The organism is Phycisphaerales bacterium (assembly GCA_040217175.1).
Classification (GTDB): Bacteria; Planctomycetota; Phycisphaerae; order Phycisphaerales; family UBA1924; genus JAHCJI01.
In genome coordinates, this window is sequence record JAVJNT010000001.1 from 1,551,033 (window position 1) to 1,571,291 (window position 20,259).

General features: G+C 70.7%; 19 protein-coding genes. 12 read left to right on the forward strand and 7 right to left on the reverse strand.

What is annotated here, in order from left to right; translation table 11 throughout:
- The first annotated feature begins 3 nt into the window (after positions 1–3).
- From RIA68_06700 to metG, 5 genes are read left to right on the forward strand one after another with little or no spacing between them, the layout of a single operon-like run.
- Complete coding sequence (locus tag RIA68_06700; protein ID MEQ8317128.1) at positions 4–414, forward strand: biopolymer transporter ExbD; 411 nt, start codon at positions 4–6, stop codon at positions 412–414.
- Positions 398–3,088, forward strand: coding sequence for a hypothetical protein (locus RIA68_06705; protein ID MEQ8317129.1), 2,691 nt, complete (start codon positions 398–400; stop codon positions 3,086–3,088). The genes RIA68_06700 and RIA68_06705 overlap by 17 nt, the downstream gene beginning before the upstream one ends.
- On the forward strand, positions 3,085–5,904 hold the full coding sequence (locus RIA68_06710) for a hypothetical protein (protein MEQ8317130.1): 2,820 nt from the start codon (positions 3,085–3,087) through the stop codon (positions 5,902–5,904). Before RIA68_06705 ends, RIA68_06710 begins: the two co-directional genes overlap by 4 nt.
- Positions 5,901–6,938, forward strand: coding sequence for a hypothetical protein (locus RIA68_06715; GenBank protein MEQ8317131.1), 1,038 nt, complete (start codon positions 5,901–5,903; stop codon positions 6,936–6,938). The genes RIA68_06710 and RIA68_06715 overlap by 4 nt, the downstream gene beginning before the upstream one ends.
- Before the next feature lie 28 nt (positions 6,939–6,966).
- Positions 6,967–7,380 (forward strand): methionine--tRNA ligase subunit beta, encoded by a 414-nt coding sequence (gene metG, locus RIA68_06720; GenBank protein MEQ8317132.1) that lies wholly within the window; start codon positions 6,967–6,969, stop codon positions 7,378–7,380.
- Positions 7,381–7,394: 14 nt separating this feature from the next.
- Here metG and RIA68_06725 read toward each other — a convergent pair whose 3' ends face one another.
- The 3 genes from RIA68_06725 to RIA68_06735 all read right to left on the reverse strand — a co-directional run bounded on the left by RIA68_06725 (position 7,395) and on the right by RIA68_06735 (position 9,444).
- Complete coding sequence (locus RIA68_06725; protein ID MEQ8317133.1) at positions 7,395–8,300, reverse strand: hypothetical protein; 906 nt, start codon at positions 8,298–8,300, stop codon at positions 7,395–7,397.
- On the reverse strand, positions 8,300–8,776 hold the full coding sequence (locus RIA68_06730; GenBank protein MEQ8317134.1) for a hypothetical protein: 477 nt from the start codon (positions 8,774–8,776) through the stop codon (positions 8,300–8,302). The genes RIA68_06725 and RIA68_06730 overlap by 1 nt, the downstream gene beginning before the upstream one ends.
- Before the next feature lie 74 nt (positions 8,777–8,850).
- Complete coding sequence (locus RIA68_06735; GenBank protein MEQ8317135.1) at positions 8,851–9,444, reverse strand: sigma-70 family RNA polymerase sigma factor; 594 nt, start codon at positions 9,442–9,444, stop codon at positions 8,851–8,853.
- Positions 9,445–9,523: 79 nt separating this feature from the next.
- Between RIA68_06735 and RIA68_06740 the strand changes: the two genes are divergently transcribed.
- The 5 genes from RIA68_06740 (at position 9,524) to rplT (ending at position 12,765) form a co-directional block, all read left to right on the forward strand.
- Positions 9,524–9,871, forward strand: a complete 348-nt coding sequence (locus RIA68_06740; GenBank protein MEQ8317136.1) for a hypothetical protein — start codon at positions 9,524–9,526, stop codon at positions 9,869–9,871.
- A gap of 124 nt (positions 9,872–9,995) precedes the next feature.
- Positions 9,996–10,643, forward strand: coding sequence for a sigma-70 family RNA polymerase sigma factor (locus RIA68_06745; protein ID MEQ8317137.1), 648 nt, complete (start codon positions 9,996–9,998; stop codon positions 10,641–10,643).
- Positions 10,640–11,857: a hypothetical protein gene (locus RIA68_06750; protein ID MEQ8317138.1), complete on the forward strand. Its 1,218-nt coding sequence runs from the start codon at positions 10,640–10,642 to the stop codon at positions 11,855–11,857. Before RIA68_06745 ends, RIA68_06750 begins: the two co-directional genes overlap by 4 nt.
- 106 nt (positions 11,858–11,963) lie before the next feature.
- Entirely contained in the window at positions 11,964–12,254 is a 291-nt protein-coding gene (rpmI, locus tag RIA68_06755; GenBank protein MEQ8317139.1) for a 50S ribosomal protein L35, read from the forward strand.
- Between the two features lie 118 nt (positions 12,255–12,372).
- Positions 12,373–12,765, forward strand: a complete 393-nt coding sequence (gene rplT / locus RIA68_06760; GenBank protein ID MEQ8317140.1) for a 50S ribosomal protein L20 — start codon at positions 12,373–12,375, stop codon at positions 12,763–12,765.
- A gap of 67 nt (positions 12,766–12,832) precedes the next feature.
- Here rplT and RIA68_06765 read toward each other — a convergent pair whose 3' ends face one another.
- A complete protein-coding gene (locus RIA68_06765) occupies positions 12,833–13,312 on the reverse strand; it encodes a response regulator (protein MEQ8317141.1) in 480 nt (159 codons plus the stop codon).
- Between the two features lie 153 nt (positions 13,313–13,465).
- Here RIA68_06765 and dacB point away from each other — a divergent pair, with 153 nt between their 5' ends.
- Positions 13,466–15,040, forward strand: a complete 1,575-nt coding sequence (gene dacB / locus RIA68_06770; GenBank protein ID MEQ8317142.1) for a D-alanyl-D-alanine carboxypeptidase/D-alanyl-D-alanine-endopeptidase — start codon at positions 13,466–13,468, stop codon at positions 15,038–15,040.
- Between the two features lie 3 nt (positions 15,041–15,043).
- Here dacB and RIA68_06775 read toward each other — a convergent pair whose 3' ends face one another.
- Positions 15,044–17,092 (reverse strand): UbiD family decarboxylase, encoded by a 2,049-nt coding sequence (locus RIA68_06775; GenBank protein MEQ8317143.1) that lies wholly within the window; start codon positions 17,090–17,092, stop codon positions 15,044–15,046.
- A 12-nt stretch (positions 17,093–17,104) separates the two neighbouring features.
- Between RIA68_06775 and RIA68_06780 the strand changes: the two genes are divergently transcribed.
- The gene (locus tag RIA68_06780; protein ID MEQ8317144.1) at positions 17,105–17,830 is read left to right on the forward strand and encodes a class I SAM-dependent methyltransferase; all 726 of its coding nucleotides are present in this window, start codon (positions 17,105–17,107) and stop codon (positions 17,828–17,830) included.
- Here the strand turns inward: RIA68_06780 and RIA68_06785 are convergent, their stop codons facing one another.
- Both RIA68_06785 and RIA68_06790 read right to left on the reverse strand, forming a co-directional pair.
- Complete coding sequence (locus RIA68_06785) at positions 17,831–18,616, reverse strand: hypothetical protein (protein ID MEQ8317145.1); 786 nt, start codon at positions 18,614–18,616, stop codon at positions 17,831–17,833.
- Positions 18,617–20,257 (reverse strand): RNA polymerase sigma factor, encoded by a 1,641-nt coding sequence (locus RIA68_06790; protein MEQ8317146.1) that lies wholly within the window; start codon positions 20,255–20,257, stop codon positions 18,617–18,619. It lies immediately after the preceding gene.
- Positions 20,258–20,259: the final 2 nt, after the last annotated feature.

Below are 20,259 nucleotides of genomic sequence, written 5' to 3' on the forward strand. Positions count from 1 at the left end.
TCGATGCGCGTCCGACCGCCAAGCTATCGCGACGAAGCCGGCGACCTGCCGCTGACGCCACTCATCGACGTCGTGTTCCTGCTGCTGATCTACTTCATGGTGACGGCGACCATCACGCCGCCCGAGAGCCGCGTGGCGTCGACGCTGCAGGGCGAGCGCGGGGCGGGGCAGGCCCGGGACCTGAAGCCGCAGATCCTGACGGTCGACCTCACCGATGGCGTGGTGACGTATCGCATGGGCTCGCGGGTATTCGCCGACCGCGATGCACTCGCAGCCGCGCTGGAACAACTCCCGAAGGAGGGAGGCTTGTTCGTACGGGTGACCGATCGCGCGCCGTGGTCGGCCGTTGCGGGCGTCATGCAGGACGCCCTGGACGCAGGCTTCGTGAAGAGGACGTATGTACCGGCCGACTAGGACCGCCATGCTCGCGTGCTCGCTGCTGGCGTTCGCCGGCGGGGCAACGCATGCGCAGGACGAACAGCGGTTCGAGGCCTATCTCGAGCAATACGAGCTCCGCGAGGTCGAGGCGGCCGACCTCCGCCACCGCTTCGAGAACGGCCCGGTCGACGAACGCCGGGACATCGCCAAGCGGCTCGCCGAGCTCTACGTCGAGCTGCTAGGCCTGGCGACCAATGCCGACGAGCGTCAGCGCATCGAGCAACTCGGCCAGCGTCTCACGCGGCAGTTGCCCGAGGAAGATGCCGGGGACCTGCGGCTCGCGCTCGTTCGCGCGCGGTACCAGTGGGCCAAGGAGGTCGCCGAACGGGCCCGGCTGAACCTGGTGCCCGCCGAGGATCTCGAGGAAGCCGAACGCACGCTACGTTCGCTCGCGCCCGAGCTTTCGTCGGTCGCGCAGACGGCGTCGGAGGCCGCGTACCGGCTCGATCGCCGCCGCACCGCCGTCGGGCTCGATGAGCAGGAGCAAGAAGCCTTCGAGGCCGCCGCCCGCGTGCGCTCGACGGCGCACTATCTCTTGGGCTGGACGCGGTACAACCTGGCCGTCATGACCGGTGGCGAGCGGTTCGCGATGGATGCCCTCAAGGACCTCGGCGTCTTGCTCGGGGCCGAAGAGAACCGGGCGGCGAGCGTGGAACGGGCCGACGAGCGGCTGATGCGCTTCGATCACGTGGCCGACGCCGCGATCGCCGCCGCGTTCTGCGAGTCGCTGCTGGGCAACGCCGACACCGCGCTGCGGTGGATCGACAAGATCGAGTCGGCGTCCACGCTGTCCGAGGGCATCCGTGAGCGCCTATTCGTCTGCCGGCTGCTCGTGCTGGGCGAGGCCGGCCGGTGGCGCGACCTTGCGTACCACAGCGACCGCATGCGTCGCTCTCGCCGCGCCGACGGCGAGCCCGGGCTCGAGCCGCTCGAAGCGCAGCTCCTGGCCAACGTCTCGTGGGAGGCGCTCACGCGCCAACGGCTGACGCCGCGTGATCGGTCGGTGCTCGAAGAGATCGCCCACGCCGCCATCCAGGACCTCGTGCGGCAGGACCAGGTCGCCGTGCTGCGGTCGCTCGTCGAGCAGTTCGGCACGTCATCGCTGGAGGGCGAGGGCTTCATCTTCGCGTTCGTGCGGGGGCAGAACGCGTACGAACGCGCGACCGACGCGTACGAAGCAGCCGGCTACGCCGACGGTGAGACCGCCACCGACGATACGGTCGCGAACCTCTACGCCGCGGCCGTACGCGCCCTCGACGCGGCACTCCAGGCCGATGATGCAGGCCGCTTTCCCGAAGAACGTGCCCAGGCCATGCAGCTCGCGGCGATGTCGGCGTACATGGGCGGGGCGATGCTCGACGCGGCGGATCGCTTCGAGCGCGCCCACGGGGCCGCCGCCGACACGGAGCAATCCGAGCGCGCCCTCTGGCACGCGATCGTCGCGCTCGACGCGGCCATCCGGGCGGGTGACGACGGGGTGGTGGCGCGGCGGGATCGGCTCGTCACGCTCTACCTCCAGAGCTTCCCGGGCACGGAGCGCGCCGCGCGGCTGCTCGTCGCACGGGCCGGCGCCGCGTCGGCCGACGACCCAAAGGCCATCGAGATCCTGCTCAACGTCGAGGCCGACTCGCCGCTCTACGAAGCCGCCCGACGGCGGGCCGAGCGACTGTTGTACGCCAAGCTGCGAGGGCTCAGCGGCGACGCACGGTCCGCGGCGGCGCTGCGTTACTTGACCATCGCCGACGAGCTCTTGCAGCTTGATCGCCGCCGCGCCGCGACGGGCGACGTCGACTCGGCGAAGCTGGCCTCCGATCGCGCGCTTGCGCTGGCTCGCGCGATGCTCCAGGTTATCCTCGGCTCGCCCGTGCCCGACGTCGAGCGGGCCGAGTCGCTGCTCGAGACGGTGCAGGAGCTGCGGCTGCGTGTCGGGTCGGCGCCGCAATCGATCGAGTCGGAGATCGCCTTCCGCCGGTTGCAGCTCGCGCTGGCCAAGGACGACGCCGACGAGGCTCGACGCATCGCGCGCACGTTCGATGAACAAGACGGCGTGTTCGACACGCTGGCCGACCGAGCCATGTACGCCTGGGCCGCCGAGCGATTCCGCGACACGCCCGAGCACACGGGGCACGCCCGGCAGGTCGTTGAATTCGGGCGTCCGGTCATCGTCGAGCTCGGCAGCGACGACGCCACGCTGGCCACGCCCCAGGCCTTCGGCGTGCACACGACGGTCGCGCGGGCCGCGTGGACGCTTTGGCGCACGTCCGGCGACGACGCGCAGCGCCGCGAGATGCTCGATCTCGTCGTGGCGATCGACGGCCGGCTCAAGGCCGCCGACGTCGCCGACGCGTTCTCGCTGACACGGTTCGCCTACGCCAGCGAGTTGTCCGGTCGTCCCGGCGACGCACTCGATGCCTGGCGACGGCTGCTCGCCGGGGCGCCCGAGGGCTCGGCCGGGGCGCTCCGCGCCCGGTACGAGTCGGCCCGGTTGCTGGGCGCCAGCGACGCGCCGCGCGCCATCGATGCGCTGCGCCAGCACCTGCTGCTGTATCCGGGCACGCCCGAGCCCTGGGCCTCGCGCCTCAGCGAACTCCTCGAAGCGCTCGAAGGCGGCCGCGATCTTCCCGGTCCCGCGTTGGAGGATGCGCCATGACCGCGCCTCCCCCGCCGCCACCGAGGCCCCAGCCCACACCGCGCGAGGCGGCCATCGCCGGCATCCTGGGGCTCGACCCCGAGACCGACTCGGCCGGGCTGCTGGGCGTCGACCCCGAGCGCACTGATGACGGTGAGATCGTCGCCGCGCTCAACGAGCGGCTGGCCCGCGTGAATGCGCATCGCTACGGCGGCACGCCCCTGGGCGACGAGGCCCGGCTCGCGCTCCACGCCGCGGCGGCGCAGCTCCTGGGCAACCGGCGTCGCGGCGGTGGGTTCGCCATCGCAGAAGACTCGCGGGCCGATCTGCCCGCACGATGGGATCGACCGAAGCAACTCCCGCCGGCCCACCTCGCCTTGCAGCAGGACGCCGTGCTCGCGCTGGGCGCGCACGGTGGCTGGAACGCCACCACCATGCGCCACCTCTCCATGCTGGCACATGCCCGCGGGCTGACCGGAGACGACCTGGCCGTCGCGCTCTCGCGCCTTGCTCGGCAGAGCGGACCTGCATTCACGAACTCGACCAACGGCGCGAGCGGGGGCGATGACGGCGTCACCGACCCGGGCCGCTTCACGCCCGCCGACGCCGGCCCGTCGCACGCCGAGAGCAACGACCTGGCGCTGCTTGGCGCCATGGCCGTAGCCGTCGTGCTGACGCTGATGGCCGCCGCGGCGGTGCTCATCGCCATCCCCGTCATGCGGACCACGGGCCAGGCGGCGCAGCAGGCCGCCCAGGCCGAGGCCCAGGCGGGCGCGGTAACGGCGGAGGGCGCGTCGCCCGAGGGCCCGACGGCCGAGCAGCGGGCCCGCGCCGTTGCCGAAGCCGAGCGCCAGGCCGAGGCCGAGAGAGCCGAAGCGGCCGCGACGCCCGACACGCGGATCGACACGATCGTGACCGACCTGCGGCTGGCCGCCGAGCGGCGGCGGAAGGGCGAGGCCTCGGCCCAGCCGGTGTTCGAGCGGGCGGTCGTCACGCTGGCCAACAACTGGCCGCGCGTCCGGCCCGACCAGCGGCAGGCCGCGCTCGGGCTGGTCATCGACCACCTGTACGTCGTGCGTGACGACGACTTGGCCACCCGGCGGGTCGTCGCGTTCCTGGCCGGCCCGCTCTCGGAAGAGGGAGCGCCGACGCTGGCCGCCCGCGCCTGGCAGGTCGGCGCCATCGTCCGGCTCAACAAGGAGCAGGACCTGCCCACCGCCGCGGTCGAGGGCCTGCGCGGCTTCCTGCTGACCGAAGCACCCATCGAGGCCCGGGCCGTGGGCGACTTCTCGGCGGGCGTGACGGTGTCGCTGCGGGCCGAGCTCGCGGCGCTGGTCGGCGCCGAGGGCTTCAACGCCGACCCCGACGCGTGGACGGCATGGCTCGAAGCGGTCGAAGGACTCGTCGCCAGCGAGCCGCAGCTCGGCCACCGCCTCCTGCTAGCGGGACTCGAGGCCATCCTGATGCGCGGCCCCGAGCCGACCGACGAGCGCGTGTTCCAGATCGTCCGCCGGTTCGTCGTCGCGCTGCCCTGGCGGCCCGAGGACGAGTCGCGCTCGCGTCTGCTGGCGTGGTTCGACGACCCGGCCGTCACCATCGCCGACCTACACGCCGTGACCAACGTGCTCGCGACGGCCTCCGGCGCGCCGGGCGTCGACCCGACCATGGTGCTGCCCGTGCTGGCAAGCTCGGCCCAGCGCTCGCAGGTTCGCGACCGCTTCGCGGCAGCGTGGAACGTGCAATCCGCCATGGCGCACGGCGAGGTCACCAGCCGCTGGCTGAACGAGGCCCGTCGACACCTAGAGTCGCAGCCCGAGAACACGCAGGTCGCCCACGCCGTCGACGCGGCCGTCTCGGCCAGGCTGAACACCGCGGCCGAGCTGCTCTGGCAGGGCCTGGCCAACGAGGCCGACGTCGTGCTGCTGAACCTGCGCGACGGCCTCAACGCCAAGGCGACGCCAACCACGGCCGGCACGCGCTCGATCTACATGGCAAGCCACAGCGACCCGAGCCCGTGGGCGTTGCGGTACCTCGAGCAACGCCGCCCGGAGTTGCAGGCCGACCTTCTCGACGAGTTGATGCGGAGCGGCCCGCAACATGCCGTCGACGCCGAGATCGTCACGCTCGCCTTCCTCCGCGGTTCGACCGCCACCGTCCGTGAGAAGGCCAGCGCCATCCTGACCGGTCATGCGAGCAAGCCGGTCGTCATCGCCGCCGTGCTCGAGGCCTTCCCGCTGCCGGGCGGAGACGTGCGCCGGCGCCAGCTCGTCGAGATGGTCACCGGCGTGCGCCTGCCGGCGGGCGAATCCTGGGAGCGGGTCGCCCGCCGCACGCTGGTCGAGCGCCTGCTCCAGTTGCTGGCGGCCGAGGGCGAACTGGCCCGGATCGATCGGGCCGCCGACGCCATCGCCCAGGCCTACACGCAGAGCCTCTCCATCGCTTCAACAACGTCGGCGCAGGCCGACAACCCACCCGAGCTCTCCGCCGAGCTGATGTGGAACCGCGCCCGCCAGCGCGCCGACCGCGTCGTCCCGCCGGCGATCTGGCCGCTGAGCCCGGGCGAGGTCGATCGGCGTCTGGCGGGGCGAACGCGGCTGGCCCAGGGGCGCGTGCAGTGGTTCGCGGCGTACCAGTCGGCCCTGGTGGAGATTGCGCTGTACAACGCGGCCGCGGAGCGCCCGTCGTTGGCGATGCGTCTGGCCGACGTACTGGCCAAGCTGCAGGAAGACCGCCGCGATGCGCGCGGCGTGCTCCAGCAGGTCTCGATCGTCGAGCGTGCCCGCCTCGAAGCGTGGCGACTGAAGCTGGCAGATGCTGCGAGCGGAGGGACGCAATGAGACTCACCTGGATCTTGGCAACCATGCTCATCATCGCGTGCGCCGCCCACGCACAGTTCGCGCCGCCCGCCGGCCAGCCCGAGGAGCCGGCCGAGACGCCGACGCCCGAGCCAGAGGGTGAACCAGAAGCGCAGCCCACGCCGATGCGCACCGCCATGCAGCGCGTCCATCGCTTGGAGGAGCGCCTGCGTGCGCTCGACGCCAGCGAGGCCCTCGCGTACCTGGAACTCGCCGAAGAAGTCAGCTCCGAGACTGGCTCACCGGAAGACCGCGACCTGGCGCGCCACCTGTACTCGGTGGCGTACGACCTCGAACGGCGGACCCGCGGCCGGCCCGAGGTCATGGCCGGCGCGTGCCTGGGCCTCGCGTCGCTCGAGGCGTCCGACGAGGGATCGGCCTGGCTCTACGCCGTCGCTGGGCTGGTCGACCCCAGGGCCACGCGCGGCGCGGGCGCCGGCATCACGGGCCTGATGGTCTCGCCCGACGTGGCGCTCGCGGCCGCCAATGCGTTGGGCCTGGCTCGCTCGGGGGAGGGACGCCGGGCCGGGCGGATGTACGAGGACGAGGCCGTGCGAGAGGTCTTCGATCGGTACGGACGGCTGCTCGGCGGTCGCGGCGGGCTCAGCGGCGTGAGCCGGTTCGAGCGTGCCTTACGAGACTGGCCCGACCTCGAGTGCGGCGGGTCGCGCGTCATCACGCGCCGGGGCGAGGACGGCATCGAGACGCTCATCTGCCCGACGTGCCGCGGCAATCCCGGCCCGCCCATGAGCGAGGAGGAGTTCCTCAACCAGCTCCGCTTCGAGAGCCGGCTGCTTCGGGGCATCCACCAGAGCTGGGGCGCCCAGATCGCCGCCGACGGCGGGGCGCCGCTGCTCGACCCGGACCCCGACCGCGTGCCCGAATTGCTCGCCGCGCGATACGGCATCCTGGTCGAGCGGACGCTGTGGCGCGACGGGCAATGGATCGAGCCGCCTTCGGCGACCGCAGCGCCCGCGAGCGACGAACCGGCGGAAGACCCGGCCCCGCAGCCGTAGACTGGCCCCTGCACCAAGGAGCCGCCGCATGTCCGAATCGCCCCAGGCCGCCGAAGCCGCTAAGCCCGACGCCGCCGAGACCGAGTCGCCGTTCAAGCCCGAGATCGTGTTCGAGGACTTCGCCCGCGTCGACCTACGGGTGGCGAAGATCCTGGAAGCCGTCGACCACCCCAAGGCCGACCGGCTGCTGAAGCTCACGCTCGACGACGGCAGCGGGACGCCCCGCCAGATCTGCGCGGGCATCAAGGGCCACTACGACCCGGCCGACCTGGTCGGCAAGAGCATCGTCGTCGTCGCCAACCTCGCGCCGCGCCAGCTTCGCGGCGAGGAGAGCCGCGGCATGCTGCTGGCTGGCAGCGACGCGGCCAAGGGCCAGGAAGAGCGCACGGTGGTGCTGCTCAGCCCGATGGCCGACCTGCCGCCCGGCTCGATCGTGAGCTAGAACGAATCAACGGGTCAGCGTGGGCGGCGACGCTCTCGGCCTGCTTCACGCCGCTCTTGCGGATCGCGCTGGTTCGTGGCGCGGTCGAGCATCGCCTGCACCTCAGCCTCGATGCGCTGCGACCGCTCGGCCTGCTCGCGCTCGAGCTTCTCGCGCGCGCCGCGGAGGCGTTCGCTCGTTCGTTCGAGCCACTTGGCACGGGCCGCGAGCTGGGCGTCGAACTGCGTTGCGACCAACTCGGTCAGGTCGCGGCGGAGGTCGCGGAGCTTCTCTGCCGTCAGCGTGCCGGCCTGGGCTTCGGCCCGCACCTTGCCCAGGACGTCGGCGATGCGCATGCCGTTCCGCAGGCGCACCAGCGCGGGCTCGAATTCCTCGGAGCCCTGCTCGCGCAGCTCGATCAGGCGTTCGACCTCGCGTCGCAATCGCAACACGGCGCGGCGGGCCTCTTCGGAGTCTCCCTCGGCCCGCAGTCGCTCGGCGAGCTCCGGCGCATGACGCTCGAAGAACGCCATGACGCGGTTGCGCACGAGGACGTAGTCCTGCGGATCGGCGTCACCGGCTCGGGGCGGTTCGGCGTCCCGGAGCCTCCGCTGGCCCGGTCGCTCGGGTCCGCGGGTCATCTCGCCAAGTACGCCCATCTCGCCGCGTTCACGGAGGTCGGCGAGGATCGCCATCGCCGACTCGCCGGCCGCGAGCCGCCGCTTGATCTCCTGCAGGCGGGCCTGCTGGCGCTCGGTCTGTTCGAGGCGGCGTTCGACCAGTGCCTCGAGCCGACCCGACTCGGCCTGCGCGCGATCGTCGCCCGACGCGGCCTGCTGTTGCTCTTGCGGTTGCGTTTGTGCAATGGCGCCCGGGCCCGAGATCGCCAGGCAGACGCCCGCCGAGAGCAAGCTCGCCAGCGTCGCAGTTCGCCTTGCCATCAGCCTGCCCCCATCTCGCCGTCCAGCGGCCACGACTCCACGGTCGGCTCCCACGCATCGTCGAGCGACTCGGCGTCTTCGGCCAGCGTCTCGGTCCAGGCCACGTCGGCGAAGAGGTCCGCGTACTCGAGCGCGGCGTCGACGTGCTCGTCGAGGGCGACGGTGCTCACGACGTTCGGCTGATCGGTCGGCGTCGTCGCCGGAGACATCCACGACGCACCCGCCCAGGCGAGCAGGCCGACGGCGGCCGCGGCCGCGATCGGCGCCATCCATCTCACCGGGCCGATCCTGGCCAACACGCCGGTCCGCCGCGAACGACCGTCGCGTAGCGCCTGAACGGAGGCCTGGTAGACCCGATCCTCGAGTCCATCCGGCGCGTCGACGGGGAGTGCGCGTAGCTGATCGGCCACGCCGCGAACGTCCTCGGGCAGGCGCTCGGAATCGTGCTCGTGATGGTGTTGGTTGAAAGACGCCATGGAAACCCCTCCGATTCAATCCGACCAACGCCGCCGACGCCACTTTAATGCACGCTCGGGCGTCCGAAAACGCTCTACGCGGTCGATTCCTCTGCCTCGGCCGCCTCCAACACGGCCCGCAACTTCCGCAGCGCCCGGTGGTGACGGGCCAGGACCGTTCCCAGCGGCTGCCCGAGCATCTCGGCGATCTGCTTGAAGCTCATGTCGGCCCGATGACGCAGCTCGATGACCTCTCGGTCTGCCGGGGGCAGGCCCGCCAGGGCGACCCGAAGGCCATCGGTTTCTTCGTGTTCGGTCGGGGCGCCGGCTTGCAGGCCCTCGGCGGCGTCTCCGAGGTCGTGGGTCGCGTGCCGCTTGCGGGCCCGGGCGTCGTCGCGCAGGCGGTTCATGGCGATGCGGAAGAGCCAAGCCTCGAACCTGCCCTGCTCCTGGTAGCGGCCCTGGCCCAGCACGCGGGCGACCGTCACGAACACGCTCTGGGTGATCTCTTCGGCCCGGGCCGGGTCGCACCCGCGGCTGCGGAGCAGGCCGAAGACGCGGCGGGCGTACTCGGCCACGATCTCGCGCCAGGCGTCTTCATCGCCGTCGGCAGCGCGCAGCACGAGCTCGCGGGCGTGCGCCTCGCGTTCGTCCGGCGCGTCCTGTCGTTCTCGGTCCTCGCTGGGCATGCCCGCTCGATTCCCCGCGTCGGGAGCAACGCCCGCCGCGTCCGCCCGATTGCATCGGCCGCCGGCTAGCCTGAGCATCATGCTGGCCTACACCGTCACCGCGACCACCACCGACCCCGCCGAGGCCGAGCGATTCATCGACTGGCTGGCCGGCGACCCCGACGCCGGCCGCACCGGGCACGCCGCCGACGTCGTCGAGGCCGGCGGCATCAGCGCCCAGATCGTTCGTGTCGAAGGCGGGCCGGGCGAGCCCATCCGCGTCGAGTGCCGGTACGTGTTCGAATCCGCCGAGGAGTTCGCCCGGTACGAGCAGGGCCCGGCCGTGCCGCTGCGGGCCGAGGGCAAGGAACTCTTCCCGCCCGACGGCCCCCTGAAGCTCGGCCGGAGCGTGGGCGAGGTGGTGATCGAGGCTGGCCTCGCCCGATAGGCTGGACTGCGGGACGCCCTGATCCTGCCGAAGGGCGAACGCCGGACGCCCCGGGTCCGTAGTCAGGCGTCAAGCGTGCCCGGCGCCGCATCGATGCGGCCGCCGCTACCTCCGGAGCCCCGACTTGCCAGAACCCGACGAGCGGCTATTCGAGCAGTATCGTGCGGGCGACCTCGACGCGTTCCGGCGGCTCGTCGAGCGTTATCGGAACGATCTCGTCCGGTTCCTTTACCGCCTCACCGGCTCGGCCCACGCCGCCGAGGACGTGTTCCAGGACACGTTTTTGCAGGTTCACACGTCGGCGGCCAGCTTCGATACTTCTCGGAGGTTCAAGCCGTGGTTATTCACGATCGCGGCGAACAAGGGGCGGGACTACCTGCGTAAGAAGGGCCGGCGGCCGGCGAGTGAACTCAACGCGCCGATCGCCAGCGACGGCGAGGGGGCCACCTTCATCGACCTGCTCGAGGTCGAGATTCCCCCTCCCGACGCGGGACTGGAGCGTGCGGAGCTGGAGCGCCTCGTGCAGGACGCGGTGCAGCGGCTCTCGCCCACGCTCAGGGAGATTTTGCTCTTGGCCTACTTCCAGCGGCTCAGCTACGCCCAGATCGCCGACGACCTGGAGATCCCCCTGGGGACGGTCAAGAGCAGGCTGCACGCGGCCGTGGCGTCGTTCGCCAAGCACTGGAAGGCCGTGATGCACGAGAACAACCTGACCGAGCAGGGCCACGACCTCAAGCGGGCCGGCGGCGAAGCGGGGGGCACGGCCCGATGACACGCGAGGACGACGCACCGATCAATCCCGAGCTTGCCGGCGAGGCCCGGTTGGGCGAGGCCGACGTTCGTGCGGTCGATCGCTGGATCGACGGCGAGTCGCCTGCCGACGCCCGCGAGCACCGGCTGGACGCGTTGCTCGCACTCCTGAACGCCGAGAGCGCGATCTCGGCCGACTCGACCCTGACCGACCTGACCATGCTGCGTGTGCTTCGGGCCAGCGGCTCGGGCGTGTCGAGCGATGCGGCCGAGGCCCAGCCCGAGCTGAACCCGATGGACGGCGAGGCCCTCGACGCCTGGATGCTGGCCGGCGGCGCGGTCGATCGCGTGCCGGCCCCACTGCGCGAGCGGGCCGAGCGGTTGCACGGCATGGCGACCCTGGTGAGCCAGGGGTCGCAGCCCGAGGCGTCGAGCGACCTCGTCGACAAGCTCATGACCCGCGTGGCGGCGACGCCTGCGCAGCAGCGGCCCGACCCGCAGCCCGAGATTGCCGGCCGCATCCGCCTGGCCGACCTGATGTCGATCGCGGCGGTGCTGGTAGTGGGCGTGTCGGTCATCTGGCCCATGCTCAGCTCGATGCGCGAGGCCCACTACCGCACCGTGAGCTCGGCCCGCATGGCGGCCGTGGGCAACGGCATGGCCGCGTACGCGGGCAACTACGGCGCGCTGCCGCAGGCCTCGGCCTCGCTGGCGGGCAACCCGTGGTGGGAGGTGGGCGAGAACCCGGCCCACTCGAACTCGGCCAACCTGTTCACGCTGGCCCGCGACCGGTTCGTGGAGCTCGCCCAGCTCGCCAGCCCGACCAACCCGCAGGCGCCCACGAGCGTGACGGGCGAGGACGCCACCGACTGGGGCTCGCTCGACGAGGTGTCGTACAGCTACCTGAACATGTTCGGCCGCGGTGGCCGGGACGGCGGGGCCTCGCTGCTGACGCCCCGCAGCGCGGTGCTGGCGGATCGCTCGCCCATCGTGCCGCCCAGCAAGCGCGGGGAGGCGGCCCGGGCCGACGCCAACTCGACCAACTTCGGCGGCCGGGGCCAGCACGTGCTCTTCGGCGACGGCCGGGTCGTGTGGCTGACCAGCCCCGTGTTGGAGAACGGCGACAACATCTGGCTGCCCGGCACGATCGAGCGCGACCTGGCCCGCGACGGCCGGGCCACCCTGCGCGGCCGGGAGACGGCCGACGGGCCCGAGGATGCGTTCCTGGTGCCGTGAGGGCCGGTTTCGCCCCTCCGGCTGGCTTTTCCACGCACGTGACGGCGCCTAGCATCTCCGCTCTCGCAGGGCCCTGGCTCTGCGGGGCTGGAAAGGGTTGATTGCCATGCCGAAGACCAAGCCCCACAAGGGCACGCTCAAGCGAATCCGGATCTCCAAGACGGGCAAGGTCCGCCACCGCTCGGCGAACCACAAGCACTTGAGCTCGCACAAGTCGGCCAAGCGCCTGCGCCACCTGCGCAAGGACCCGATCATGGCCAACCCGGATGCGAAGCGGCTGGAGAAGCTGCTGTTCCGCCGCCTGCGCGGTCGCAACCAGCCCAGGAGCACCATGAAGCGGAGCCCCAGCCCCGAGCAGCGTCGCGCCGAGCGCGAGGCCGCCGCGAAGGACAGCTGAGCCCGCCCGTTGGAGGGCTTCGGCCCGACTCGTCTTGACAATCGTGTAGGCCCTCGGCCCGGGCCATAAGCCGGCTGGATGCACCAGCCGCCCCTCGCCGAGGCAGGAGATTCTGATCATGCCCCGCGTTCGCATCGGCTCTGCCCGCAACCGCTCCCGCAAGCGCATCCTCAAGCAGGCCCGTGGCTACTACGGCGCCCGCAAGAACCACCGCTACCTGGCCAAGGACGCCATCATCCGCGGTGGTGCGTTCGCCTACGCCCACCGCCGGCTCCGCAAGCGCGACATGCGCAAGCTCTGGATCACGCGCATTACGGCGGCGTGCAAGATGCGCGGCACGCGGTACAGCGTGGTCATCAGCGGCCTGAAGGTCGCCGGCATCTCGCTGAACCGCAAGATGCTCAGCCAGATCGCCATCGAGGATCCCAAGCTCTTCGATTCGCTGGTCGAGACGGCGATCAAGAACACCCGCGCGGGCAACCCGGGCGAGTTCAAGCCGGCCGCAGCCTGATTTCATCGAGAACCACGACACAAGAGGCCCGAGCGCAAGCCCGGGCCTTGTTGCTTTGGTCGGTCGCTCAGTCTTCGCGGAGGAACTTGCGGAGCTGGGCCTGGGCCTTGTTCAGGTCGGTCTGGAGCTTGCGGACGCGGAGCAGCGAGCGGACGCGGGTGAGCAGTTCGAGCTTGTTGACGGGCTTGGTGAGGAAGTCGTCGGCGCCGCAGTCGACGGCGCGCTCGACGTCGCCGACCTCGCCCAGAGCGGTCACCATGATGATGGGGATGTCTCGCGTCGCCGGATCGCTCTTGAGCCGCTCCGTGGCCTGGTAGCCGCTCATCCGCGGCATCATGATGTCCATGAGGATGAGGTCGGGGGCGTCCGCAGCGACGACGTCGAGGGCGGCCTGCCCGTCATGGGCCACTTGGACGGTGATGCCCAGGTCGTCGAGGTAGGCCTCGAGCAACTCGGCATTCTGCGCGTTGTCGTCGACCACGAGCACGGTGCCGGTCAGCGGCTCGTCGGCACCGGTCTGGGCCTGCGGGTCTGGCTGCGTGGTCATGTGGCCTCCGGAGATTCGTGCTGGCCGGCGTGGGCCGGATAATCGGGGGGATGGCCCGGAATACGCTGACTTATACGCCCACCGCTCACACCGGGCCGGCTGGCAAGCCGATGGTGGGCTGGAACGGTACACCCCAGCGGCACGGAGGCGTGGATGGCATCGGTTGTTGTTCGGCGGGGGCAGAGCGGCGGCGTGGCGGATCGAACTCGGGCGATGCTGGCGATGCTGGTGGTGCTGCTTGCGGCGCTGCCGGCGACGGCCGGCATGCAGCGAGACCTCCAGCGCGACCTGGAGCGGGCCGTCGCCCAGGCGGGCCTTGACGGGCTCGACGTGGGCGTCAGCGTGGTCGACCTCCGGACGGGCCGGCGGATCGTGGACATCGACGCCTACGACCCGTTGATCCCCGCCTCGAACATGAAGGTGCTGACGAGCGCGACGGCGCTCATGACGCTCGGCGACTCGTTCATGTTCGACACGCGGTTCCTGCTGGTCGACGACGCGCTGGTCATCGTGGGCTCGGGCGACCCGGGCCTGGGCGACCCCGCGCTGCTCGCCGACATGCCCGAGCCCATGGACGTCGACGCGCTGCTCGACTTCGTTGCCGACGCGATCATGCGGGCCGATCCGGGAGCCATCCGAGAGATCGTGATCGACGACCGGGTGTTCGACCGCGACACGGTGCACGAGGATTGGCCCGAGAACCAGCTCCAGTACTACTACTGCGCCGAGGTGGGCGGGCTGAACTTCCACCTGAACATCGTCAACGTGTTCGCACGCGACACGTCGCTGAACCAGCCCGCGCGGATCGTGCTCGAGCCCGACGCCAGCAGCATCGAAATCGAGAACAAGACCCGGACGGCCGCACGGCGCACGCCCGCGGGCCGACCGCACCAGAGCGCGATCTCGATCGCTCGCGACGAGGCCGGCAACCGCTGGCGTGTTTCGGGCGAGGTGTCTCGGTCGGTGGGCGCCCCCACCGCGGTGCGCGACACGGCGATCGTCTTTGGCGAGCTGCTCGCCGAGCGGCTGGAGCACCGCGGGGTCGAGATCGGTGACGCCCACGCCTTGCCGGGCGAAGCGGTTCGGCGGGCCGAGGCGGACGAGCGGTTCGAGGGCGAGCCCTTGCTGGTGATCAAGACGCCCATCGCCGAGGTGCTCAAGCGCTGCAACAGGGATAGCTACAACCTGCACGCCGAAGCGTTGTTCAAGCGGATCGGGCACGAGATTACGCGGCAACCAGGCAGCTGGGTGCTGGGTGCGGCGGGCATGCGCCAGAAGCTGACCGACGCGCTTGGTCCGACCGCGCTCGACGGGCTGCGCGTGGCCGACGGGAGTGGCATGAGCCGCGACAACAAGATCTCGCCCGCCACGCTGACCTCGCTGCTCGCGCACATGCACGTCACGAGCGACGAGTCGGCTCGCGTCCTCTTCCGCGACTCGCTCGCCCGTTCGGGAGAGGGCACGCTGCGGCGTGGGTTCTTGTCGCCTGCTTCGCTCCAGCACGACGTGCTGGCCAAGACGGGCTATCTGAACCACGTCCGCACGATTTCCGGCTACGTCGTGCCCAAGGGCAGCAGCGAGCCGATCGCGGCGTTCTCGATCCTCATGAACGGCTTCAACACGAGCGACGGCTTGCGAAGCCGAGAGCTGCGCAACGAGATGGTTCGCCTCATCGATCGCAAGGCGGCAGAACTGGGCCGCGTGGTCGTGCGGCCCGGCACACCGTAGGACCTAGCCCGGCCCCACCACTTCGCGAGCGTCGGTGAAGCGGCTCGCGATCGAGTCGGTTCGTGCCGCCGCGTCGTCATCACTACGGATGACCGGAGGCCAGGCACGAACGGCCTGGCCGCGCAGCGAGCCGGTCGTCTTCGGCGTGGCATCCCACGCGCGGACGCGGTGCTCGGGCGCGGTCGGGAGCGCATCGCGACCGGGATCGCTGTTGGCCAGGAAGTGGAACATTGCCTCGTCGATGTTCGTGACGTCGACGTCTTCGCCAAGGAAGACGACGAAGGGGACGGCGCTGCCGATAGCCGAAGCGACGCGCCGCCAGAGTTCCTCGACGGCCGTGCCGCGCGATGCGGTGGCGATGAACAGCCAGCCCGGCACCGGCATGGCCGCGCCGTCGACGCCCGAGACGACGGCTGGATCGGGCAGCGTGCGGCCGGGCGGATCGTCGTTCAGTCGGTCGCCGGGCATCTTCTTCGTGCAATCGAAGCCGATCTTGGTGCCCGCGCCCAGGGCCGGGGCGGCGTGGTCGAGGATGTCGAGCGGGCCTTGCGTGAGCACGACGTCGGCCAGCGGGTCGCATCGCTCGGCGGCGAGCCTCAGGACGGCTTCGGCGTCGTGGACGTCGGCGTCGGCGTCGACGACGAAGAGGCACTTGGTCCAGGCCATCTGCCCCGCGCCCCAGATGCTGGCCATCACGCGGCGGCCCTGCATGGCGTAGGCCTTGTTGATCTTGATCATCGCGCAGTTGTGGAAGGCGCCGAAGAGCGGCAGGTCGTAGTCCTCGATGTCGTGCACGATGGTCTTGAGCAGTGGGAGGAACAGGCGCTCGGTGGCCTTGCCAAGGAAGTAGTCTTCCTGCGGGGGCAGGCCAACGACGGTCGTCGGGTAGATCGCGTTCTTGCGATGCGTCAGGGCCGTGACCTTCACGATCGGATAGCGGTCGGGCATGCTGTAGAAGCCGGTGTGATCGCCGAATGGGCCCTCGAATACGGCGCCCGGACCCAGCGGCTCGTCGGTTTCCCGCGGGTCCCAGCCCGGGTAGCCGGCCTCGGTGCTGACCTCGCCCTCGATGACCATCTCGGCATCGGCCGGCACCCAGACCGGCACGGTCTTGCCGCGGCACATGCGGATGCCCTTGCCGTTGAGGAAGCCGGCCATCAGCAATTCGCTGATGCCCGGCGGCAGCGGGGCCGTGGCGGCGTACGGCAGCACGCTCGGCCCGCCGAGCACGATGGCGACGGGCATGGGCTTGCCCAGCTTGCGCCAGCTTCGCCAGTGGCTCGCGCCGTCGTGGTGCAGGTGCCAGTGCATGGCGACGCGGTCCTTGCCGAGCAGCTGCACGCGGTACATGCCGATGTTGTGGCTCGCTGGTCGCTTTTCGTTGACGTCGTCGGCATGGATGGTGTGGATGCCCGCCAGGGTGATGTAGCGGCCGCGATACCTGGCGTTCCACTCGTCGTCGGAGACGTCGGGGTGACCAAGATCGGCGATGCCGTCATTGATGCCTGCCGGGTAACCGACGGCCTCGAAGTCGCCGTCGAGCGGCCAGCAGCGGAGGATCGGCAGCTTCGTGAGGTCGATGTCGTTTCCGGTGTGCACGACCTGCTGAACGGGGCCGGCCTTCTTGCTCCGCTTCGGCGGGATGCGCAGCAGAGGGGCGAACTGCTTGGCCTTCGAGACCACCTCGCCCAGCGAACGCGGCGGTTGAGGCTTGGTGAGCTCGCCGATGAGCGCGGCGATGGTCTCGAGGCCCTCGTCGCCCGTGTGGTGGCCGAGTGCCATCTCCATGCGGCGGTAGCTGCCGAAGGCGTTGATGAGCACCGGGAAGTCGCTGCCCTCGACGTTGGTGAAGAGCAACGCGGGACCGCCGCGATCGTGGAAGCGCGGGTCGTTGCGTTGGGTCGCGGTCGCGCAGGGGCTCGGGGCCGCGGCCTTGCTGGCGCGGCTGGCCAGGTCGGCGATGTCGCCCACCGCCGAGACTGGCTCGGCGATTTCGAGCAGCTCTCCGGCGGCTTTCAGGGCTTCGACGAAACGACGCAGGTCACCGTACATACCCTCAACCGTATGTCGACCACGCCCGAAGACCTTCGCGATGGCGGGGAGCCCCGCGTGCTCCATCCGTGGGACGAGCTGAGCAGGATGAGCGATCCGCCATCGGCCTTCGCGTGCGCAACGATGCGGGACTGGCCCGGTTACTTCAGGGCCGTCGCGGGCAAGGAACCCCGCGAGACCCTGCTGAAAGCCCTGGAGCTGTTCGAGAGGCCCGGGCTCGCGATCGATCTGGGCTGCGGCGAGGGCCGAGACACGGTCGAGCTCTTGGCCCGCGGCTGGCGTGTGCTGGCGATCGACGGGCACGAGATGGCCGTCGATCTGGTCGTCCACCATCCGAGGCTGCCCGCCGACGCTCGTGAGCGGCTGGAGATCCGCCACGCCGAGATGGAGTCGGTGGAGCTCCCGCCGTGCGACCTACTCAACGCGAGCTTCAGCCTGCCGTTCTGCCGGCCCGAGCAGTTCGACGTTCTCTGGGACCGCATCCATGCGTCGATCCGGCCCGGCGGGGTATTCGCCGGCCAACTCTTCGGCGATCGCGACACCTGGGCGACGTTTCCAGATCGCAGCCACCAGTCGCGGCGAAAGGTTGGCCAGATGCTCCGCGGTCGCTTCAATCTCGAGCACTTCGAGGAAGCCGAGCGCGACGGCGAGGATGCCCGTGGCAACTCGAAGCACTGGCACGTGTTCCACGTCGTGGCCCGTCGCTGCCCCGACGGCTCGTGGGATTGCGCCGAGTAGCTAGCGGCGGTAGATGTCCGGAACCAGGAACTCCCAGTCCGGATGTGCGTGCGGCCGCGTCTCGCCGGGCTTCTGGGGCACGAACGGGTCGGGCGTGAGGTCGGTGCGGTTGTGCCACCGGCAATCGGGGTTGCCGGTGTCGAGGAAGCGCAGGACCTCGACATGCCCGTCCTGGAAGCCGTACACGCCCTTGCCGGCGTGCCAGTAGCTGTATGGGCCGGGGTTGTCGCCGTAGTAGTTGGCGACCAGCGGCGGGCTGACACGCAGGTGGCAGAAGGCGCGGTTGGTTTCGGCCACCAGGATGGTGTGGCTCGGGCGATCGATGACCGTGTCGATGATCCGGGCGTCGTCGTCGATGACCCGGCGGCGCCAGAGCAGGTGGCCGTTGAGCGCGTAACTCGAGTTAACGTCGCCGACGCATCGGAGCCCGCCGCTCTCGTAGCCGAACTCGCTGCGGGGTCCGGGGTCGGGATGGAGCGGGCAGCACCAGACCTTGGAGTCGTCGAGGTAGCCCTGATCGATCAGGAGTTGACGCCAGGTGACGTATTCGCCGGCACTCTCACGCACGCGGTTTTCTGGGAGCCGAGAGCCATTCGATGCCGAGAACGCGTTGATGCCCACGAGCATCTGACGCACATTGCTGAGGCATCGCGACTCGCGGGCGGCGTCCCGGGCTTGCAGGATGATGGGCGTGCCAATCGAGAACAGCACGAGGGCGATGATGACGACCACGACCATCTCGGTGACAGTGAACGCACGACGATTGGGTGGGGTGTTCGTACGCACTTAGCCACCACTTCCGAGCTTCACCAGGCGGATCGGGTTGTCGAGTGCGTACTCGAACGACCGGGGCCAGCGGTTGCTCCGGCCCGTCGAGGGCGGGTAGTACGCGATCTCGTAGCCGCCCTCGACCTCGCGGATGAGTAGCTTGAAGCGGGTGCCGATGAGTCGCGGGTCTCGCCCGCCGGCCTGGATGCTCTGGACGCGGGAGTAGCCGTCCATCTGCGTCCACTCGATGACGCGGTAGCGGCCGGCGTTCCAGCTATCGGGGCCGAAGCGGATCTCTTCGCCCGAGATCCGGACGATGATGCGTTCGGACTCGGTCCACGGACCGAGGATGCCGAGCGGGCCGGCGTCTTCGGGGATCTCGTCGCGCTGGTCCCACCCCGGCGGCGGCCGCACGCCGTACCAGTCGGGCTCGTTCTTGCCGATCTGGACGAGGCCGTCCTTCTCGCGGATGACGAGCCGATCGAACTCGTCGAAGCCGACTTGGAGCGTGAGGTTCTGGCCTCGGCGGAACCTGGCCCACTCGTCGCTCTCGGGCAGCACGCGCGCGGTGCGCACGTCGAGCTCGGCGACTTCCCGCAGGTCGGTCTTCGGATCGTCTTCGACTTGGCGGGATCGGCTGATGTCCAGCCGGATGCGACGCGGCTTGCCGCTCTCGGGCTCCATGCCGCGGCGGATCGCGATGCCGTCGTCGGTGATGAAGGTGCCGCTGGCGTTGAAGTCCTCGTCGTAGGCCGAGATCATCTGGAACTGGCCGAGCCGCCCCCTCGGCCGCGCGGGACCGGTGGCGACTTGCGAGGTCGCGCCCGCCAGCACGGGCATCGGGGCGTTGTTGCCCGGCTGGCCCGCACCCCCGCTGGGGGTGAGCAGCAGCGATCCGATGGTGGCCGCGGCGCCGGCGGCCACGGTGAGGGCGGCCGTTCCCAGGACGGCCGTGCCTTTCGACTGTTGGACGCCGATGCCGGCGATAGCGATCTTGCCCACGTGCGCGGGCGCCGCGCCGATTGACAGGCCGGACGTCGCGTGCTGGAGCGCCGCGGCGAGCGTGGCGCCTCCGGCGACGACCAGCCCGCTCTTGCCGAGCCGACCGCGCAGGCGATCGAGTGCCTTGGAGAGCCGACGCGAAACGGCGCCCTCGCTCAGGCCCATGTCTGCTGCAAGCTCGACCTGCGGCCGGCCGGCGAGATAGCGCGCGACGATGAGCTGGCGATCTTCGTCGGCAAGCTCGGCGAGGGCTTGATCGATGAGCGGCTCGAGCTCGGACCAGAGGCCTTGCGCCGGATCGTCGAGCGCGAGCCCCTGGCGGTGGCTGGCGGCGGCGCCCTCGGCCCGCGAGCGGGCGCTCGACCGGCGGATCAAGTCGATCGACGCGCCCACCGCACATGCGTGCAGCCAGGCCGCGACGTTGCTGCGGATGCGGTGAGCCCCGCGGGCGAGCCTCAGGAAGGTCTCCTGGGCCGCGTCTTCGGCGTCGGCCTCGCTGCCCAGGGTCCGCCGGCACGTCGCCAGCACCATGGCGTGGTAGCGGTGACTGAGCACCTCAAACGCCCGCGGATCGCCCGTGCGGACGTAGGAACGCAGCGCCGCGGCGTCGTCGAGGCCGGCGAGGGTTGCGTCGGCGTGGCTGGGCATCGTGAACATGG

What these genes read in the sequence shown, in the direction of transcription:
- dacB (MEQ8317142.1), top strand. Translation starts at nt 13,466, where the DNA reads ATGGCATCGGTTGTTGTTCGGCGGGGGCAGAGCGGCGGCGTGGCGGAT.
- rplT (MEQ8317140.1), top strand. Translation starts at nt 12,373, where the DNA reads ATGCCCCGCGTTCGCATCGGCTCTGCCCGCAACCGCTCCCGCAAGCGC.
- RIA68_06790 (MEQ8317146.1), bottom strand. Translation starts at nt 20,257, where the DNA reads ATGTTCACGATGCCCAGCCACGCCGACGCAACCCTCGCCGGCCTCGAC.
- RIA68_06765 (MEQ8317141.1), bottom strand. Translation starts at nt 13,312, where the DNA reads ATGACCACGCAGCCAGACCCGCAGGCCCAGACCGGTGCCGACGAGCCG.
- RIA68_06725 (MEQ8317133.1), bottom strand. Translation starts at nt 8,300, where the DNA reads ATGGCAAGGCGAACTGCGACGCTGGCGAGCTTGCTCTCGGCGGGCGTC.
- metG (MEQ8317132.1), top strand. Translation starts at nt 6,967, where the DNA reads ATGTCCGAATCGCCCCAGGCCGCCGAAGCCGCTAAGCCCGACGCCGCC.
- RIA68_06740 (MEQ8317136.1), top strand. Translation starts at nt 9,524, where the DNA reads ATGCTGGCCTACACCGTCACCGCGACCACCACCGACCCCGCCGAGGCC.
- RIA68_06775 (MEQ8317143.1), bottom strand. Translation starts at nt 17,092, where the DNA reads ATGTACGGTGACCTGCGTCGTTTCGTCGAAGCCCTGAAAGCCGCCGGA.
- rpmI (MEQ8317139.1), top strand. Translation starts at nt 11,964, where the DNA reads ATGCCGAAGACCAAGCCCCACAAGGGCACGCTCAAGCGAATCCGGATC.
- RIA68_06715 (MEQ8317131.1), top strand. Translation starts at nt 5,901, where the DNA reads ATGAGACTCACCTGGATCTTGGCAACCATGCTCATCATCGCGTGCGCC.
- RIA68_06710 (MEQ8317130.1), top strand. Translation starts at nt 3,085, where the DNA reads ATGACCGCGCCTCCCCCGCCGCCACCGAGGCCCCAGCCCACACCGCGC.
- RIA68_06735 (MEQ8317135.1), bottom strand. Translation starts at nt 9,444, where the DNA reads ATGCCCAGCGAGGACCGAGAACGACAGGACGCGCCGGACGAACGCGAG.
- RIA68_06750 (MEQ8317138.1), top strand. Translation starts at nt 10,640, where the DNA reads ATGACACGCGAGGACGACGCACCGATCAATCCCGAGCTTGCCGGCGAG.
- RIA68_06700 (MEQ8317128.1), top strand. Translation starts at nt 4, where the DNA reads ATGCGCGTCCGACCGCCAAGCTATCGCGACGAAGCCGGCGACCTGCCG.
- RIA68_06780 (MEQ8317144.1), top strand. Translation starts at nt 17,105, where the DNA reads ATGTCGACCACGCCCGAAGACCTTCGCGATGGCGGGGAGCCCCGCGTG.
- RIA68_06730 (MEQ8317134.1), bottom strand. Translation starts at nt 8,776, where the DNA reads ATGGCGTCTTTCAACCAACACCATCACGAGCACGATTCCGAGCGCCTG.
- RIA68_06705 (MEQ8317129.1), top strand. Translation starts at nt 398, where the DNA reads ATGTACCGGCCGACTAGGACCGCCATGCTCGCGTGCTCGCTGCTGGCG.